The organism is Mesorhizobium sp. M7A.F.Ca.CA.002.04.1.1, assembly GCF_004022805.1.
GTDB classification, from domain to species: Bacteria; Pseudomonadota; Alphaproteobacteria; order Rhizobiales; family Rhizobiaceae; genus Mesorhizobium; species Mesorhizobium ciceri.
In genome coordinates this window covers 1-16,277 of the sequence record NZ_RZPL01000037.1, presented here as the reverse complement: position 1 = coordinate 16,277, position 16,277 = coordinate 1, and the positions used below count along the sequence as shown (strand labels likewise).

Below are 16,277 nucleotides of genomic sequence, written 5' to 3'. Positions count from 1 at the left end.
TCAGGCAGGTTCTGCTCGACGCTGGCCGGAGTGGAAGCCTGCTTCTGGTTGTTGTTCTCGTTGGCGCGCACCGACTGCACCGAGCGCTCGACGCGGGAATTCGGATCGAAGATGGTCTCTTCCGTCTGGCGGGTGTCGGTGTTGACCTCGGCCTTGACGCTGGCGCGGAAATTGTCGGGGCCGAGATAGGCCGTCAGCGCACGGCGGATGTTGTCTCCGATCTGCGCCTCGACGGTCTGCTCGACGCCGAGCGTGCGGGCGGCGCTGGTGTTTGAAGGGTCGTCGCCCGCAGCCAGCAGATTGCCGCTGGAATCGAGCACCGTCACCTTGTCGGCCGACAGGCCGGGGACGGCGGCGGCGACGAGATGGCGGATCGACATGGCGCTCTTTTCGGCGTCGATGCCGGCGTAGCGGATGACCACGGAGGCGGAAGGCTGCTGCTCGTCACGGCGGAAATTGGCGCGTTCGGACATGACGATGTGGACCCGCGCCGCCTTGATGCCCGATATCGACTGGATGGTGCGGGCGATCTCACCTTCAAGCGCGCGCACGCGGGTGATCTGCTGCATGAACGAGGTGAGGCCGAGCGAGCCGACATTGTCGAACAGTTCGTAGCCGGCATTGGCGCTGGTCGGCAGGCCCTTTTCGGCGAGCAGCATGCGCGCCTGGGCGGTGGTGCCGGCCGGCACCAGAACCGAGGTTCCGTCGGCGCCGACATCGAAGCCGATACCGGCTTCGCCGAGCACCAGGCCGATCTGGTTCACGTCGGCGCGGTCGAGCCCGACATAGAGCGTGTCGTAGGCGGGGCGGTTGAGATAGACCGAGGCGATGCCGATGACGCCCATCACCAGAACGGCGATGCCCGCCAGCATGGCGAGGCGCTTCACGCCAAACCCGCGGAGATTCGAGATGATGCTCTGGATCTGTTCCGGCACGGTTCGACGACTCCCAGCATGATTGTCCGCCGGAACTCTAGTCTTCGAAGCTTGTGCGAAAATGAAATCGGGCCGCGCTTGCGGCGCGGCCCGTCAGTTGGGATGCGAAAGGAGGGCGCCGGTGGCGCCCGCGATTAGTTCTTGAACAGCGACAGGATCGACTGCGAGGAGCTGTTGGCGATCGACAGTGCCTGGATGCCGAGCTGCTGCTGCACCTGCAGGGCCTGGAGGCGGGTCGATTCCTTGTTCATGTCGGCGTCGACGAGCTGGCCGACGCCGCGGTCGATGGAGTCCATCAGGCTCTGGGTGAAGGTCTTCTGCAGGTCGATCGAGCTCTTGGCCGAACCGATGATGGTGGCGGAATCAGTCAACTGGGCCATGACCTTGTCCATCATGGTGACCATCTGGGTGATGATGCCGTCGGTCACCCCTGGGGCCGTGATGTCGAGGTTGTAGGCGGAAATATTGTCGACCTTGGTGACCGCTCCCGCCGCCGTCTGGCCGGCAGTGTTCGCGGCGATATCCGTTCCTCCGCCCGCGATCACGCCAGCATAGGCGTTGTCATACAGGGTCTGGGCGGCGCCCGTGGAATAGATGGAGGTCTGGCGATCGAGGACGCCCTGGTTCTTGACCTCGGCGGCAAGGCCGTAGTCGAAAAGCTTGGTGCCCTCGACATTGATGTTGATCGTTCCGATCGAGACAGCGCCGGATGAAGAGCGATTGAATGAGGACACGATCTGCGAGTCGGGCTGGACGCCATCATTGGCGGCCGTGACCTGCTTGGAGGTCACCGCGAGGAAATTCGAGCCGGAGAAGGTGGCCGCATCGGCAAAGGACTTCATCTGCGTTTGAAGCGCCTTGATCTCGGTCTGGGTCTTCGCCTTGGCGGCATCCGTCTGGCCGACCATGGACAACACCTTGGTCTTGATCTGGCCGATCGTCGTCAGCACGTTGGTGATGCCGGTGTAGGCGGCATCGACTTTCGAGGCGCCGAGGCCGAGTGCATCCTGCACCGTCGACAGGGCCGAATTGTCCGAGCGCATGGTGGTGGCGATCGACCAATAGGCGGCGTTGTCCGAAGCCTGCGAGACCCGATAGCCGGTCGATATGCGGGCCTGTGTCTGTTCGAGCGACTTGTTGGTGGCGCTGAGGCTTTGAAGTGCGGTTAACGCCGAGGCGTTGGTCATGATGCTCGCCAAGAAAGTCGCTCCTTCTCAAAAGCCGACATGCTCAGACATGCCGGATGGGCCTGTTCAACGATTGGCATCGTGCCGTTCGGACCGATTCGCCAACTGTCGTAAGCTATTGGTTAACCATAACTAGCGCGGCATGGTTAACAGCCTGTTAAAAGCTGGCTTTTGAGAGTTAAGGATCGAGGATTGTGCGGGGCTGGAGCAAACGCAAATAGGGCCGCGCTTTTGGCGCGGCCCGAATTTCTAGTGCGAACTGTGGTTGAGCGGAGGCGATCAGCCGCGGAAGAGCGACAGGATCGACTGCGAGGAACCGTTGGCGATCGACAGCGCCTGCACGCCGAGCTGCTGCTGGACCTGCAGGGCCTGCAGACGGGTCGATTCCTTGTTCATGTCAGCATCGACGAGCTGGCCGACGCCGCGGTCGATGGAGTCCATCAGGTCCGAGGTGAAGGTCTTCTGCAGGTCGATACTGCTCTTGGCGGCGCCGAGCGTGGTGGCCGAGTTGGTCATATCGGCGAGCGCGGAGTCGATGACGGTCAGCATCTGCTTGATCTGCGAATCGCTGGCAGCCGTGCCACCCGAGAAGATGGAAAGCGAGGCGGCCGAATAGGTGTCGGTGGCCAGTGCAGCCGCCCCTAGAGCTGTCTGCGTGCCGGAGACCGCTGCGGCCACACTGCCGTCGCTGCCGAGGCGGTACGTGTCAAGGATGCCCTTCGCGAGGCCCGAGGTGGTACCAGCTTCATAGAGCTTGATGCTTTCCACCTTGACGTCGATGGTCGAGATCGAAGATGCGCCGGCCGCGTCACGGTTGAAGGCCGAAAGGATCTTCACATCGGCAGCCGTCGTGGCTGTTGAGCCGCTGTCTACGGACAGCATGTTGGTGCCGGAGAAGGTGGCGCCGTCGGCGTAGGACTTCATCTGCGCCTGAAGAGCGGTGATTTCGGTCTGGGTCTTTTCCTTCGAGGCGTCCGTCTGGCCGTAGGAAGCCAGCAGCTTTGCCTTGATCTGGTTGATGGTGGAGATCGCGCTGTTCATGCCGGTATAGGCGGTGTCGACTTTCGAGGCGCCGAGGCCGAGAGCGTCCGAAACGGTGGACATTGCCTGGTTGTCGGAGCGCATCGTGGTGGCGATCGACCAGTAAGCGGCGTTGTCTGAGGCCTGCGAGACGCGATAACCGGTCGAGATGCGGGCCTGGGTGTCCTGGAGGGATTTGCTGGTGGCGTTAAGGCTCTGCAGAGCCGTCAACGCGGCGGAGTTCGTCATGATGCTGGACATGGTACTCGTACCTTGGTTTTTACAGGTGTTTTTTTGACATACCGGGCCTCCCGGTATGACGGTGCGGCATCATGCCAATGATCTCTGAAATCGATCACCCGCCATCTGCGAGCGAATATGCGGGCAAGTCCCTACCAAAGGGCTAAACCGGACGGTTAATCGAAAATATATTGCTGGAATTTCGAGCCGGCGCGGCAGAGTCAGTTGAAGGAGCGCACCAGGCTGCCGACAAGCAGGTTCCAGCCGTCGATCAGGACGAAGAACAGGATCTTGAACGGCAGCGACACCACCGTGGGCGGCAGCATCATCATGCCCATCGCCATCGTGATGGTGGCGACGATCAGGTCGATGACCAGGAATGGCAGCACGATCAGGAAGCCGATTTCGAAGCCGCGCCGGATCTCCGAGATCATGAAGGCGGGCACCAGGATGCGCAGGTCGACGGTGTCGCGCGAAACGGTCTGGCCGCGCTCGCGGGCGAGATCGGCGAAGAGGTCGAAATCCTTGTCACGCACATTGTGCAGCATGAAGGTGCGGAACGGATCGGAAATCTTGTCGAAGGCTTCGGTCTGGGTGATCTGGTTGTCCATCAGCGGCTTGACGCCGGTGTTCCAGGCCTGATCGAAGGTCGGCGCCATGACATAGAAGGTCATGAACAGCGACAGCGAAATCAGGATGAGGTTTGCCGGTGTCGACTGCAGGCCGATGCCGGCGCGCAGGATCGAGAAGGCGATGACGAAGCGGGTGAAGCTGGTCACCATGATCAGCAGGCCCGGCGCGACCGACAGAACAGTCAGCAGGCCGAACATCTGGATGATGTAGCCGACGGTGGTGCCGTCAGCCTTGCCGATGCCGCCGAGATCGAGCTGCTGAGCCGCCGCGATGGAGGTGGCGGCGGCGATCATGGCGGTGGCGAGAAGGAACTTTCTCATTCGAGCAGCAATGTCCTGATGAGTACCTGTTTGGCGTGACCCTGGCTGCGGATCGCGGCGCGTTCTTCGAGGTCGGCCTTCAGGTGCTGGTAGCCGCTGGCTCCCTCGATCTGATGCATCTTCAACGTGCGCACCAGGGCCAGGAGATCTTGGTGGATGTCATCCGACATTGCCTGTGGCTGCGGCGCGTCATAGACGACGGACACCTCCATCCTGATCCAGGTGCCGGCAGGCGAGGCGATGTTGGTGGTGATCGGCGCCAGCACGACAAGCATCGGGCCCAGGCCTGGTTGCTCGGCTGCGGCGGGCTGCATGATCTTACCTTCGTTCTCAGGCGCGACCGGTACCGACGCCGGTGCGCCGACGCCCTTGAGATAACCGCCGGACATCCAACCCACGCCAATGGCGGCCGCCGTCACAAGCAGCAGCATGCCGGCCTGAATGACAGGGGAGGGACCCTTGCGCGGCTGAACCTGTTCAATATTTGCCACGGCGACCTGCCCCGATCCTAGAACGGAAGAACCTGGTCGAGGATCTGCTGGCCGTAGGCAGGTTGCTGGACCTCGGTGATGCGACCGCGTCCGCCGTAGGAGATGCGGGCCTCGGCGATGCGTTCGTAGGGGATGGTGTTTTCGGCGCCGATATCGGCCGGCCGCACGATGCCGGCGAGCGTCAGCACCCTGAGCTCGGCATTGACGCGCACTTCCTGCGATCCGGTGATCATCAGATTGCCGTTGGGCAGCACATCGGTGACGATCGCCGCGACATTGAGTTCAAGCGTTTCCGAGCGCTTGATCTCGCCGTCAGCCGTCGTGTCGGTGGTGGAGGTGAGCGCCCCGGCGCCCTTGCCGGCGGTGCTCCACTTGTCCCACTGCGCGCTGAGGTCATAACCGAGCTTGCGATTGGCGGTGCGGCTCCTGTCGTTCTGGTTCTTGAAGTTGGCGCGATCGTTGATCTTGATCTTGACCGTCAGGATGTCGCCCTGGGACAGCGCCCGCGGGTCGGTGAACAGCCGGCTCTGGCGGTCGTCCCACAACGAGAATTTCTTGACCGGCGCTGGCGGCGTTTGCGGATATCGATAGAGCGAGCCGGTGCTGCCGCCATCGATGCCGGAGCCGACCGGGGACAGGGCCGGCTCTCTGCCGACCTCCTTGAGGTTGGTTCCGCAACCGGACAGCATGGTAGTAACCGCGCACAGGACAAGCATCTTCCGGATCATGACGGATCTACCCTTCGGGCTGCGCTGGCCATAATGCCGGTGAGCGTCGCCGCCGCCTTCTGGTCCATTTCGTTGAGGATGACGCTCGCCTTGCGTGAATCGAGCTTCATCAATATAGCCGCAGCCAGGTCGGCGTTGACGATGGCCAGCCGCTCGGCGGCGGCGTCGGGTTTCATACCGGCGTAGATCTGGACGACGCCGTCCTCGGCCCGGGCCAGGAAAACCTCGCGCCGCTTCAGCCAGGTCTCGTATTCAGCTTTCTTTGCATCAAGAGCTTTCATGCGCTCGTCAATGCCAGCCTGGAGCTGCTTCAGTTCCTGCGCCTGCAGGACATAGCGGCGGTCGCGGGCGGCATCGGCGATGTTTGAGCAGAAGCGCTCGATCTCGCTTTGGTCCGGCGCCTTTTCCCGTGTCAGTTGCTGCGGCGCCGCCGCCACCTGTGCTCCCGGCAGGACCTGGCGGACCGTCTCCTCGCCGCGCGCGGTGCCGCCGGCAAAGGGCAGAGCCGCGAGAAAAGCGGTCGCAAGCAGGATCGCGGCTTTGCGGCGTCTGTCGTGGCGTGGGAAGGAGCGCTTCATCGGCATCGCCTATTGCAGAACCAGGTCGGCCTGCAGGGCCCCGGCCGACTTGATGCCCTGCAGAATGGCGATGATGCCGTCCGGCTTGACGCCGAGGCGGTTGAGGCCGGAAACGAGGGTCTGGAGATCGGGCCCGTCAAGCACGGCAACGCGGGCGTCGGGCCGGCTGGCGTCGATGGCGGTGAACGGTTCGATCGCGGTCTCGCCCTTGGAGAAGGGCTCGGGCTGGACGACGCGCGGCGCTTCGGTGATGCGCACGGTGAGCGTGCCGTGGCTGATGGCGACCCGTGAGATCTTGACATCATTGCCGATGACGATGGTGCCGGTGCGCTCGTCGATCACGACACGGGCCGGCGTGTCGGATTCGACCACCAAATTCTCGATTTCGGCATAGAAGCGCGCCGCCGAGACACCCTTCGGCCTTCTGATCTGGACGGTGCGCGAATCGCGCTCGGCCGCCACCCGCATGCCGAAGCGCTGGCCGGTGTAGTCGTTGATGGCGTCCGCGATGCGGATAGCGGTCGAGAAATCAGGATTGCGCAGCTGCAGCGTCAGGATCGCCTGATCGTCGAATTCGGCTTGGACGGCACGCTCGACGATGGCGCCGTTGGGCACGCGGCCGGCGGTTGGCACGCCTTGCGTCAGCTGCTCGGCCTGTCCTTGCGCGGTAAAGCCGGACACGATGACCGAGCCCTGGCCGACGGCATAGATTTCGCCGTCCGCCGCCTTCAGCGGCGTCATGATCAGCGTGCCGCCGGAAAGCGAGGTCGCGTCGCCCATCGAGGAGACGTCGATGTCGATGCGGGCGCCCGACTGCACGTAGGGCGGCATGTTGGCGGTGACGATGACGGCGGCGACATTCTTGGCGCGCGCGCTGCCGCCTTCGGTGGCGATGCCGAGGTTTTCGAGCATCGCGCGGATCGACTGTTCGGTGAATGGCGAGTTGCGCAGGCTGTCGCCCGATCCGGCAAGGCCGATGACCAGGCCGTAGCCGACGAGTTGATTGTCGCGCGAACTCTGCAGCTGGGCGATGTCCTTGATACGCGAGGCGACCTGGCCCGGCGGCAGCGAACTCGGCCCGGTCGAAACCCGGAACATGCGGCTGGTGGTGGCCGGATCATATTCGGGATCGTTGTAGACGCCGCCATTCTTGGCGGCGAGCTCGCGCTTGGCCTTCGGCGTCAGGCCGTCGGCCAGCGCCGGCTGCAGGCCAAGCACGGCTGCCAGGATCAAGGTAAGCCCGCGCATCATGAAGCGCTGACCTGGATGGTTCCATCCGCCATCACCGTGCCGGACAGGATTTTGCCGCTGTCGATGTTGCGAACCTTGACGAGGTCGCCCGCGGCTCCTGGTTGCAGCGTCACGGCGGTCGCCGAGATCGTCAGGCCGCCGGCGATGAAGAAGATCTGCACGGAGGCACCCTGTTCGACCAGCCAGGCCTCGCGGATGGCGGCGGAGGGAATGTAGCGGCCGGGCAGCAAGGTGCGCTTGGCGACCTTGCCATCCAGTTCTTCGGCCCGTGTGGCGACCGCCTCCGGCTTGTGCTTGCCGACGATAAGGGTGACCTGTTTCAGGGCAGCCAGGTTGATGGTCTCGCCGGGATAGATAACCCGGCTCGGAATAAGCACCACCTCGCCGCCAGCTTGATTGCTGGCGATCCGGGTGGCCGACTGGTTGGCCGATTCCTGGGCAAAAGCCGGCATCGTGCCGGTCACCAGCGCAAGGACGAGCGCGGTGCGGCGGAATGCGGACAGGAGGCCGGGCGTCGACATCATGCGTTACCTGATGTTCTTGGAGACCACGGAGGCCATGTCGTCGGCGGCCTGAATGACCTTGGAGTTCATCTCATAAGCGCGCTGCGCCGAGATCAGTTCGGTGATTTCCTTGACCGGGTCGACGTTGGAGGCTTCGAGATAGCCCTGCTGGATGGTGGCAAAACCGGGATCGCCAGGCACGCCGACATTCGCGGGCCCCGAAGCCGTGGTTTCCTGGAACAGATTGTCGCCAAGCGGCGCCAGGCCGGCCTCGTTGGCGAAATTGGCGATCTGAAGCTGACCGAGGTTCTGCAGGTCGGTCTGGCCGTCGATGCGGGCGAAGACCTGGCCGGTCTTGTTGACGATGACCTCGACGGCATCAACGGGAACATTGATTGCCGGAATGACCGCAGCGCCGTCGACCGTCACCAGCTGGCCGGTGGCGTTGGTGTTGAGAGCGCCGGCGCGGCTGTAGAGCGTGCCGCCGTCGGCACCCTCGATCTGGAACCAGCCCCTGCCGGTCAGCGCCAGGTCGAAACTGTTGCCGGTGCTGGTCAGTTCGCCCTGGGTGTGCACGTTGCGCACCGCCGTCGTCTTGACGCCGAGGCCGATCGAGACGCCCTCCGGCACCAGCGAGGCGTTGGAGCGGTTGGGCACGCCTTGCGTGCGGTCGACCTGATAGAGCAGGTCGGAGAATTCGGCACGGGCGCGCTTGTAGCCGGTGGTGTTGATGTTGGCGATGTTGTTGGCGATGACTTCCAGATTTGTCTGCTGGGCATTCATGCCGGTGGCGGCGATGGCGAGTGCTTTCATGGCGGAATTCCTCAGATGCCCATTCGACTGACTTCGAGATAGGCAGAGACCACCTTGTCGCGTATCGCGACGGCGGTCTGAAGCGCCTGCTGCGCGCTCATCACGGCGTCGACCACCTGGCGGGTGTCGGCATCGCCCTTGAGCGCCTGCATCGATACCTGCTCGGCATTCTGCATCGTGTCGACGGTCTTGGAGGCTGCCTGGCTCAGCGCCTCGGCAAAGGAGGTGCCGACATTGCCACCGGCCGACGGTGTCGCGCCGCCCTGGAGCAGGCTTGTGGCGGCGTCATCGCCGCCGATCGACGGCTTGAACTGAAGGGCTCCGATACCGCTGATCATTACTGGTTCCTCATCAGGTCGATGGTCATGGAAATCAGGTCGCGGGCCTGCTTGACCACCTGAAGGTTGGCCTCGTAGGAGCGATTGGCCTCGGTCATGTCGGCCATTTCGATCAGCACGTTGACGTTGGGCATCTTGACGTAGCCCTTCTCGTCGGCGGCCTCGTTGCCGGGCTGGAACTCGACTGGAAAGTCACTGGGATCTCGATCGATCGAGTTCACTGCAACCGTTGAACTGCCGGAGGCCCGGTCGAGCTCGGAGACGAAGCTGATGGTCTTGCGGCGATAAGGGTCGGAGCCGGGCGCGGTGCCCGTCGACTGGGCGTTGGCGAGGTTCTCGGAAACCACGCGCAGGCGTTCCGACTGGGCGCCGAGGCCGGATGCTGCGACTTTGAGGGCTGCGGTCAGTGCGTCCATGGTCAGCTCTTCACCGCCATCATCATCATCGAATGGAACGCCTTGACGATCGCCGTGTTGAGCTCGAAGGACCGGCGCACCTCGCCGGCCTTCAGCAACTGGTCTTCCAGCACGACCGAGTTCTTGGACGGCATGACAACGCCGTCATCTTCCTGCGGCTTGATGGTGAAGCCGGCATTGGTCGCTGCATTGCCGAGATGGCCGGCCTGGGTGGCCTGCAGCGATACGGCGGCGCGGTCGAGCACTTTTTCGAATGGCTCGACGTCGTTTGCCGTATAGCCTGGCGTGTTGGCATTGGCGATGTTGCCGGCCACGGCCGACTGGCGCACGGCCAGCCATTGCGCTTGCTTGGCGGCGAGGTCGAAAAGGGAAACGGGCTCCATGGGAATCTCCGAGCAGGTACCCAGAGACTAGGCCGCCAGTCTTGCGCGGGCCTTGCGGATGGCCGGAAGCCGGAGATCGTTTATCGGGACAGTTCGATCACCTGGTCGGCACTGGTGATCATGACCCATTTGCCGTTGCGCTGCTCGATGGAGGATACCTTGCTGGAATCCGGCAGTATCGAGCCGCGCTGGACCATCCAGAGGCCAGCGTCGTCCTGGATCATGGCGCGGCCGTTGGCGACATGAACCATGCGGAATTTCGCCGCGTCGGCCGGAAACGGTTGCTCGTCGGATGCGGCTGCGGGATCGGCATCATCCCGCACCGTCCCCGTGGCAAGAAGATCGAGATTGGCCGCGGGAACGTCCTTTGCCGTCAGCGGCGCGCTGCGTTCGGCGACCACGCCGCCGCCCGCTCGCCCGGAATTAGAGCCTGTGCCGCCGAACTTCATCGCCTGGACGCCAAACTGGTCCTGGTTGAAGAAGATATACCAGGGGAACAGGGCGCAGATCAGGCCGAGCGCGATGCCGAGCGCGGCAATGACGAAATCGCTGCGTCGGTCGGACTTCTTCTCCAGTCGGGGAAACGGCGCCTTTGGCGGCTGCGGCCATTCGGTGCGCGGGAACAGGCCGTCGATCAGCGATTCCCGGCTGGCCTGCGTCATCTCGGCAGCCACCGCCTGGGGAGCCCGGGACAGAGCGGGTTCGACGGGCCTGGCCAGATCAGGATCGGCTTTGCCAGCCCGTGGCAGGATTGGCTTGACGGCTCTGGCCAGAACGGCCTCGGCTTTGGCCGCGATGGCACGGGCGGCCTTTGCTTTGGCGGTTCTCGCCGTGTCAGCCTCTGCCTGCTGCGCGGCATTGGCCTCGGCGATCATGTCGCGCAGGATGCGCTCGGTGTATTCGCGTTCAGTCTCCGGCATCGGCGTTCAGCTTGCTCTTGAGGTGGCGGGCGAGATCGGAGAACGGGTCGGCTGAGGGGCGATCCTTCGGCCCTTGCGTCAGCGCTTCATAGATCAGCGGCACCTGGCGCACGGCGATGTCGAGTTCGGCATCGACGCCGCCCTGATAGGCCCCGAGCAAGCGGATATCGCGTGTGTCCTCGAAGCGCGAGATCATCGACTTCAGCCTTGTCACCAGCGCGCGCTGTTCGACGCTCCAGGCCTTTCCGGCCAACCGCGATATGGACGACAGCGGGTTGACGGGGGGGTAGCGACCCTGTTCGGCGATCGTGCGGTCGAGCACGACATGGCCGTCGAGGATGCCGCGCACGGAATCGGCGACCGGGTCGTTGTGATCGTCGCCGTCGACCAGTACGGAAATGATGGCGGTGATCGATCCCTTGCCTTCCGTACCCGGCCCGGCGCGTTCGAGCAGCTTGGGCAATTCGGTGAACACCGAGGCCGGATAACCGCGGGCGACCGGCGGCTCGCCGGTTCCCGTCGCCACCTCACGCAAGGCGTGAGCGAAGCGGGTGATCGAATCCAGCACCAGCAAAACGCGATGCCCCTGGTCGCGAAAATGCTCGGCGACGCGCATGGCGGTGTCCGGCGCACGCCGGCGCATCATGGCGCTTTCGTCGCTGGTGGCGACGACGGCGATGGTCTTGGCCATGCTGTCGCCGATCGTGTCCTCGAGGAATTCACGGACTTCCCGGCCGCGTTCGCCGATGAGGGCCACCACGACGGTATCGAATGCGTCGGCTCCGGCGAGCATGGCGAGCAGCGTCGACTTGCCGACGCCGGAGCCGGCAAAGATGCCGAGGCGCTGGCCGAAGCAGAGCGGCGTGAAGATATCGATGACCTTGACGCCGGTCATGAAGGCAGTGCCGACGCGTTGCCGCGCCATGGCGCCCGGCGTCGTCTGGGCGCCGCGCGATGTGTCGTCTCCCCGGGCGAGCGGCGGGCCGCCATCGATCGCCCTGGTGAGTGCGTCGATGGTGCGGCCGCGCCATGAGGCATGCGGTGCCACCACAAGCGGACCGCGGCGGAACACGGCATCACCGATGCCGGAATCGGCGCTGCGTTCGAAGGGTGCCACGACGGCCTCGTCGCGGCCGATCTTGACGATCTCGCCGCGGCGCGCACCGGCATGGCCGGGCTGCTCGACGATGTCACCCAGCCTGGCGAAGCCGGAAAGGCCGTGCACCTTGTAGTGCGTGGGCGTGACTTCGATGACGCGGCCGCCGCGCTTGAGCAGTGCCTCGGCGTCGGCGAAACGCCGCCAGACCCGTTCCAGGGCGGCAAGCCGGTCTTCCGGTGCCGGCTGGAGTTGTCTTTCGAGTGCCCGCAGGGATGGCTGGTCGAGCGACATGGACTATTTCGAGCCGAGCGTCTTGATCGCCTCGTCGGTGGACGAGTCGGTCTGGCGCATCAGGGCGGCCGTGTTCTCGAAGGCGCGCTGGACCATGATCAACCTGGTGATCTCCAGCACCGGATTGACATTGGACTCTTCGAGAAAACCTTGGGCAACGCCGATATCGGAGCGATCGGTGACAGGCTCCGGGGTGCGTGCCGGAACAATGCCGGAATTGCCATAGCGGACGAAGTTCGCGCCTGGATCGAAATTGTAGAGGCCGATCGATCCGACAAGCTGATCGTTCTGGCGCAACGAACCATCGGCCCCGGCCTTGGGCGGACCGTTGCGGGGGTCAAGCTGGATCGGCGAGCCGCCGGCATCGAGCACCGGGTGGCCTTCGATCGACATCAGTTCGCCGTTCTCGTTCATCGAAAAACGGCCGTCGCGGGTCATGACGGTGCCGACCGGCGTCTCTATAGCGAACCAGGCATCGCCCTGGATGGCGAAATCGAAGGGATTTCCGGTCTCGCTCAAGGCACCGTGGGCGCCGGAAAGGTAGGTCTTGCCCGGGGAGGCGAATGACACCGATTTCTGCCCGGTGCCAGAGACGACGTCCTCGAACTTCACGCCGGTGGCGCGAAAGCCGATCGTGGAGGCGTTGGCGACGTTGTCGGCGATGGTGTCGAGGCGCCGCTCGAGCGCGATCTGCGATGAAAGAGCGACGTACAGGCTGTCCCGCATGATGGTCTCAGAACCTCAGTTTCTGCATGGCCATCATCAGGTCGGTGGAGATGCCGACGGTGAGTGGCTGGGCAAACAGCACGCTGACCGAGGTGACGGCCGATGAAGTCGGGTTGTTGATCTCGTACATACTGGTGAAGCGCGTCAGGAACTTGCCGAGTTTCTCGGGGTCGGAGAAATCCGAGATGTCGAGTTTCTGCTCGAACAGCTGCGCCTGCTTGTCGACATCGGCGGTGGCGAAGGAATCGGGCAGGCCGAGCACGGTGCGCACGACACTGGCAAGCGCAGTGTCGGCCAGCACGTCATACCAACTGGTGATGGTTGGGGCCTTGCGATCGAAATAAAGCGCCAGCCGCACGCCCTGGTTGGTCTGGCCGGCATCCTCTTCGAGGGTCTGGCGCATGTATTTGTCGACGGTCGGCTGCTGCGCCGGATTGATGGTGGTGGCCGCTTCGCCATGTTGTTCGAAGTTGAAGGCGGCGGCCAGCCCGGCATAGGCCTTGTTGGTCATCTTGTTGGCGACGCTGTCGGCGTCGCGAATGCCGCCGGCAAGAACGTTGCGGATGAGGTCCTTGCTTTCCGTCGCCGGGTCCAGTCCGTAGGCCGAGAGCACGTAGTTGTACAATCGGCTGTTGGCCATCAGGTCGTCGATGGATTTCACGTTCGTGACGTTGGCAAGGTAGTACGCGGTCTCCGACTTGATGTAGTCCGCATTCGGCGCGATCAGGCCAAGCGCCGACTCCGTCGTATAGATTTTCGGGGTGTCTTTCTGCACTTCGTCGCGCGACGTTGTCTGATCGCCATATTGGGCAAAGTTGAAGGCCGTGACGAAGTTGGCGTACCGTTTATCCGTCAGCTTGTTTGCTGGGCTGTCGGGGTCGCTGACGCCGCCCTCGAGCATTGTGCGGATCTGCTGCGGCGTTTCGGTTGACGCATCAAGTCCGTAGGAAGCCATGGCGAAGGTGAGCAGGCGCTTGTCCGCCATGAGGTTGTCGATCGACGTCACCTTGGAAATGTTTGCCGCGTAATAATCGGCCTCGCCCTTGATATATTGCGCGCTTGGCTCGACCAATGTCAGTCCGGCTCCGGCCATGTATCCTTTCGGCACCGCCTGCTGGACATCGTCGCGCATGGTCGTCTGATCGCCATACTGGGCGAAGTCGAAGGCTGCGACGAATTTGGCGTAGCTCTTGTCGGGCAGTTTGTTGGCGGGACTGTCGGGATCGCTGACGCCACCTTCGAGCATCGCCTTGACGGTTGCGGCAGGTTCGGTTGCGGCGTCGAGTCCGAAAGCGGCCATCGCATATGTCAGCAGGCGGCTGTCGCCCATCAGGTCGTCGACCGATCTAACCTTGGCGATGTTGGTGACGTAGTAGGCGGTTTCGCTCTGGTAGTAAGGGAGCCCCTTCTGCGAGGCGCCGATCTGGACTTGCAGCGCATAGTTGCTGGTCACCAGTTGCTGCGCCTTGTTGTAGACAGTCGTACTGGTGCCGTTGGCGGCGAAATTGAAGGCCCTGACGAATTCGGCGTAACGCTTGTCGGTCAGCTTGTTGGCGAAGCTGTTGGGATCGGAGACGCCTTCCTTGAGTGCCTTGACCATGAAGGCCTTGGCGTAAGCCATGTCCTCGAGCCCGTAGGCCTTCATGGCATATTTGAACAAACGGTCATTCTTGACGAAATCGTCGATCGATTTCACCTTGGTGATGTTGTCCAGATAATACTTGGTGTCGCGATCAACCACGGGCTGCTGCTCGATCCTGTCGATCGACTTTGAAATGTCCCTGGTGATGAGCTGGTAGCTGGTAAAGGTATTAAGCAAAGAGGTGCCTCCGGCCGAAGCTATGTCCGGACAATACCCCTACTTCCTTGCGCGAAACTGAATCGTCTCCGACGCCTTCGATTCAAGCCTCACACAAGGCACGGGGGCTATCCCTAGCTCCTGATGTGAAATGCGGAAGGACCTGTCGTGGGCATTCTGATTGGACTGGTGGTAACGCTCGGCTGCGTCCTTGGCGGCTTCATGGCCATGGGCGGCCATCTTCACGTGCTGATCCAGCCCTGGGAGGCAGTGATCATCTGTGGTGCGGCTTTTGGCACCTTCCTCGTCGCCAATCCGATGAAGACGGTCAAGGATACCGGCAAGGGCATTCTCGAAGCCTTCAAGCAGGCGGTGCCGAAGGAACAGGACTATCTCGAAACGCTCGGCGTGCTGCACTCGCTGATGCGCGAGCTGCGCTCGAAATCCCGCAGCGAGGTCGAGGCGCATATCGACAATCCGGAAGAGTCGGCGATTTTCCAGGCGTTCCCAACCGTGCTGCATAACCACGATCTGACGCATTTCATCTGCGACTACTGCCGCATCATCATCATCGGCAATGCCCGCTCGCACGAGATCGAGGCGCTGATGGACGAAGAAATCCAGACCATCAGGTCCGACAAGATGAAGGCCTATCACGCGATGGTGGCGGTGGGCGATGGCCTGCCGGCGCTCGGCATCGTCGCCGCCGTGCTCGGCGTGGTCAAGGCGATGGGCGCGCTCGACCAGTCGCCGGAAATTCTCGGCGGTTTGATTGGTGCCGCGCTTGTCGGAACGTTCCTCGGCATCTTCCTGTCCTATTCTGTGGTCGGACCGGTCGCCACCAAGATCAAGACAGTGCGCGAGAAGAAGAACCGCCTCTATATCATCGTCAAGCAGACGCTGTTGGCCTACATGAACGGCGCGCTGCCGCAGGTGGCGATCGAGTTCGGCCGCAAGACCATCTCGTCCTATGAACGGCCGACGATCGACGCGGTCGAGCAGAGCACGATGAATACCGGCACCGTCGAAAAGAAGGCCGCCTGAACGATGCGCGACAGATCGGTCCCGGCACTGTCATGACCAGCCTGGGCAGTCCAGCGGAAGCGCGCTCGCTGATCATCGAGCGTCTGGTCGGCGACAGCGGTGAGGCCGCGCAGGTCATCGACGCAGGCCGCGCCATGGCCGAACGCGCCGTGCCGCTGCTGCAGAAAACCCTGACCAGCGAGTTTGGCGTTCCGGTCGTCGTCGATCTCAAAGCGATCGAGGTCAGCCGCGTTCCCGAGGCGCGTTCGCGTGCCGGCGACACGTTTGCGATGACCGTGATCGGCTCGTCGGCGTCCTCCGATGCGATGACCCTGGTAATCGATGCTCCGGCGATCGCCATCATGGTCTGCACGCTGTTCGGCGGCGACCCGGATCTGCCGGCATCGCCGATCGAACGCGATCTGTCGCAAATCGAAATCGATGTTTCGACCATGGTGTTCCAGCAGGTCGCACAGGCCCTCAACGGATCGGGAAAGCGTTCGCTCGACCTGCGCCTGCCCGCGCCGCGGGCAATGTCGGGCACCGAGGCGAAGCGGTACGTGCTGCGCGATGGCGCGGCAATC

General features: G+C 63.2%; 18 protein-coding genes and 1 pseudogene. 2 read left to right on the top strand and 17 right to left on the bottom strand.

Annotated features, from left to right (window positions below; translation table 11 throughout):
• From fliF to ENZ75_RS03680, 17 genes are all read right to left on the bottom strand, one after another.
• Positions 1-935 (bottom strand): flagellar basal-body MS-ring/collar protein FliF (fliF, locus tag ENZ75_RS03760; protein ID WP_128277901.1); only part of this gene is annotated, 935 nt, incomplete at its 3' end.
• 134 nt (positions 936-1,069) lie between these two features.
• A complete protein-coding gene (locus tag ENZ75_RS03755; RefSeq protein ID WP_027161432.1) occupies positions 1,070-2,134 on the bottom strand; it encodes a flagellin in 1,065 nt (354 codons plus the stop codon).
• Positions 2,135-2,401: 267 nt separating this feature from the next.
• A complete protein-coding gene (locus ENZ75_RS03750; protein WP_013529788.1) occupies positions 2,402-3,403 on the bottom strand; it encodes a flagellin in 1,002 nt (333 codons plus the stop codon).
• A gap of 200 nt (positions 3,404-3,603) precedes the next feature.
• Complete coding sequence (gene fliP, locus ENZ75_RS03745) at positions 3,604-4,335, bottom strand: flagellar type III secretion system pore protein FliP (protein WP_013529789.1); 732 nt, start codon at positions 4,333-4,335, stop codon at positions 3,604-3,606.
• Positions 4,332-4,826 (bottom strand): flagellar basal body-associated FliL family protein, encoded by a 495-nt coding sequence (locus ENZ75_RS03740; RefSeq protein WP_013529790.1) that lies wholly within the window; start codon positions 4,824-4,826, stop codon positions 4,332-4,334. The genes fliP and ENZ75_RS03740 overlap by 4 nt, the downstream gene beginning before the upstream one ends.
• A 17-nt stretch (positions 4,827-4,843) precedes the next feature.
• Complete coding sequence (flgH, locus tag ENZ75_RS03735; RefSeq protein ID WP_063168919.1) at positions 4,844-5,554, bottom strand: flagellar basal body L-ring protein FlgH; 711 nt, start codon at positions 5,552-5,554, stop codon at positions 4,844-4,846.
• Complete coding sequence (locus ENZ75_RS03730; RefSeq protein ID WP_063168918.1) at positions 5,551-6,138, bottom strand: MotE family protein; 588 nt, start codon at positions 6,136-6,138, stop codon at positions 5,551-5,553. The genes flgH and ENZ75_RS03730 overlap by 4 nt, the downstream gene beginning before the upstream one ends.
• A gap of 3 nt (positions 6,139-6,141) precedes the next feature.
• Positions 6,142-7,383: a flagellar basal body P-ring protein FlgI gene (locus tag ENZ75_RS03725; RefSeq protein ID WP_013529793.1), complete on the bottom strand. Its 1,242-nt coding sequence runs from the start codon at positions 7,381-7,383 to the stop codon at positions 6,142-6,144.
• Positions 7,380-7,907 carry a flagellar basal body P-ring formation chaperone FlgA gene (gene flgA / locus ENZ75_RS03720; RefSeq protein WP_063168917.1) on the bottom strand — a complete coding sequence of 176 codons (528 nt, stop codon included), beginning with the start codon at positions 7,905-7,907 and terminating at the stop codon, positions 7,380-7,382. The genes ENZ75_RS03725 and flgA overlap by 4 nt, the downstream gene beginning before the upstream one ends.
• A 3-nt stretch (positions 7,908-7,910) precedes the next feature.
• The gene (gene flgG, locus ENZ75_RS03715) at positions 7,911-8,699 is read right to left on the bottom strand and encodes a flagellar basal-body rod protein FlgG (protein WP_013529795.1); all 789 of its coding nucleotides are present in this window, start codon (positions 8,697-8,699) and stop codon (positions 7,911-7,913) included.
• Positions 8,700-8,710: 11 nt separating this feature from the next.
• Positions 8,711-9,037, bottom strand: a complete 327-nt coding sequence (locus ENZ75_RS03710; RefSeq protein ID WP_013529796.1) for a flagellar hook-basal body complex protein FliE — start codon at positions 9,035-9,037, stop codon at positions 8,711-8,713.
• Positions 9,037-9,453, bottom strand: a complete 417-nt coding sequence (flgC, locus tag ENZ75_RS03705) for a flagellar basal body rod protein FlgC (RefSeq protein ID WP_013529797.1) — start codon at positions 9,451-9,453, stop codon at positions 9,037-9,039. The genes ENZ75_RS03710 and flgC overlap by 1 nt, the downstream gene beginning before the upstream one ends.
• Before the next feature lie 2 nt (positions 9,454-9,455).
• Positions 9,456-9,836, bottom strand: a complete 381-nt coding sequence (gene flgB, locus ENZ75_RS03700; protein WP_013529798.1) for a flagellar basal body rod protein FlgB — start codon at positions 9,834-9,836, stop codon at positions 9,456-9,458.
• 80 nt (positions 9,837-9,916) lie between these two features.
• Positions 9,917-10,756 (bottom strand): hypothetical protein, encoded by an 840-nt coding sequence (locus ENZ75_RS03695; protein ID WP_063168916.1) that lies wholly within the window; start codon positions 10,754-10,756, stop codon positions 9,917-9,919.
• Positions 10,743-12,146 carry a flagellar protein export ATPase FliI gene (fliI, locus tag ENZ75_RS03690; protein WP_024502685.1) on the bottom strand — a complete coding sequence of 468 codons (1,404 nt, stop codon included), beginning with the start codon at positions 12,144-12,146 and terminating at the stop codon, positions 10,743-10,745. The genes ENZ75_RS03695 and fliI overlap by 14 nt, the downstream gene beginning before the upstream one ends.
• A gap of 3 nt (positions 12,147-12,149) precedes the next feature.
• Positions 12,150-12,872, bottom strand: coding sequence for a flagellar basal-body rod protein FlgF (flgF, locus tag ENZ75_RS03685; RefSeq protein ID WP_013529801.1), 723 nt, complete (start codon positions 12,870-12,872; stop codon positions 12,150-12,152).
• A gap of 7 nt (positions 12,873-12,879) precedes the next feature.
• Positions 12,880-14,691: a DUF1217 domain-containing protein gene (locus tag ENZ75_RS03680; RefSeq protein ID WP_063168915.1), complete on the bottom strand. Its 1,812-nt coding sequence runs from the start codon at positions 14,689-14,691 to the stop codon at positions 12,880-12,882.
• Positions 14,692-14,838: 147 nt separating this feature from the next.
• Between ENZ75_RS03680 and motA the strand changes: the two genes are divergently transcribed.
• On the top strand, positions 14,839-15,714 hold the full coding sequence (gene motA, locus ENZ75_RS03675) for a flagellar motor stator protein MotA (protein WP_013529803.1): 876 nt from the start codon (positions 14,839-14,841) through the stop codon (positions 15,712-15,714).
• Positions 15,715-15,746: 32 nt separating this feature from the next.
• A pseudogene (locus ENZ75_RS03670) lies at positions 15,747-16,277 on the top strand (flagellar motor switch protein FliM); the annotation flags it as partial.

Excerpts from the sequence above, each read along its gene's own strand:
- ENZ75_RS03750 (WP_013529788.1), bottom strand. The coding sequence starts at position 3,403 with ATGTCCAGCATCATGACGAACTCCGCCGCGTTGACGGCTCTGCAGAGC.
- fliP (WP_013529789.1), bottom strand. The coding sequence starts at position 4,335 with ATGAGAAAGTTCCTTCTCGCCACCGCCATGATCGCCGCCGCCACCTCC.
- flgH (WP_063168919.1), bottom strand. The coding sequence starts at position 5,554 with ATGATCCGGAAGATGCTTGTCCTGTGCGCGGTTACTACCATGCTGTCC.
- ENZ75_RS03730 (WP_063168918.1), bottom strand. The coding sequence starts at position 6,138 with ATGCCGATGAAGCGCTCCTTCCCACGCCACGACAGACGCCGCAAAGCC.
- ENZ75_RS03725 (WP_013529793.1), bottom strand. The coding sequence starts at position 7,383 with ATGATGCGCGGGCTTACCTTGATCCTGGCAGCCGTGCTTGGCCTGCAG.
- flgA (WP_063168917.1), bottom strand. The coding sequence starts at position 7,907 with ATGATGTCGACGCCCGGCCTCCTGTCCGCATTCCGCCGCACCGCGCTC.
- flgG (WP_013529795.1), bottom strand. The coding sequence starts at position 8,699 with ATGAAAGCACTCGCCATCGCCGCCACCGGCATGAATGCCCAGCAGACA.
- ENZ75_RS03710 (WP_013529796.1), bottom strand. The coding sequence starts at position 9,037 with ATGATCAGCGGTATCGGAGCCCTTCAGTTCAAGCCGTCGATCGGCGGC.
- flgC (WP_013529797.1), bottom strand. The coding sequence starts at position 9,453 with ATGGACGCACTGACCGCAGCCCTCAAAGTCGCAGCATCCGGCCTCGGC.
- flgB (WP_013529798.1), bottom strand. The coding sequence starts at position 9,836 with ATGGAGCCCGTTTCCCTTTTCGACCTCGCCGCCAAGCAAGCGCAATGG.
- ENZ75_RS03695 (WP_063168916.1), bottom strand. The coding sequence starts at position 10,756 with ATGCCGGAGACTGAACGCGAATACACCGAGCGCATCCTGCGCGACATG.
- fliI (WP_024502685.1), bottom strand. The coding sequence starts at position 12,146 with ATGTCGCTCGACCAGCCATCCCTGCGGGCACTCGAAAGACAACTCCAG.
- flgF (WP_013529801.1), bottom strand. The coding sequence starts at position 12,872 with ATGCGGGACAGCCTGTACGTCGCTCTTTCATCGCAGATCGCGCTCGAG.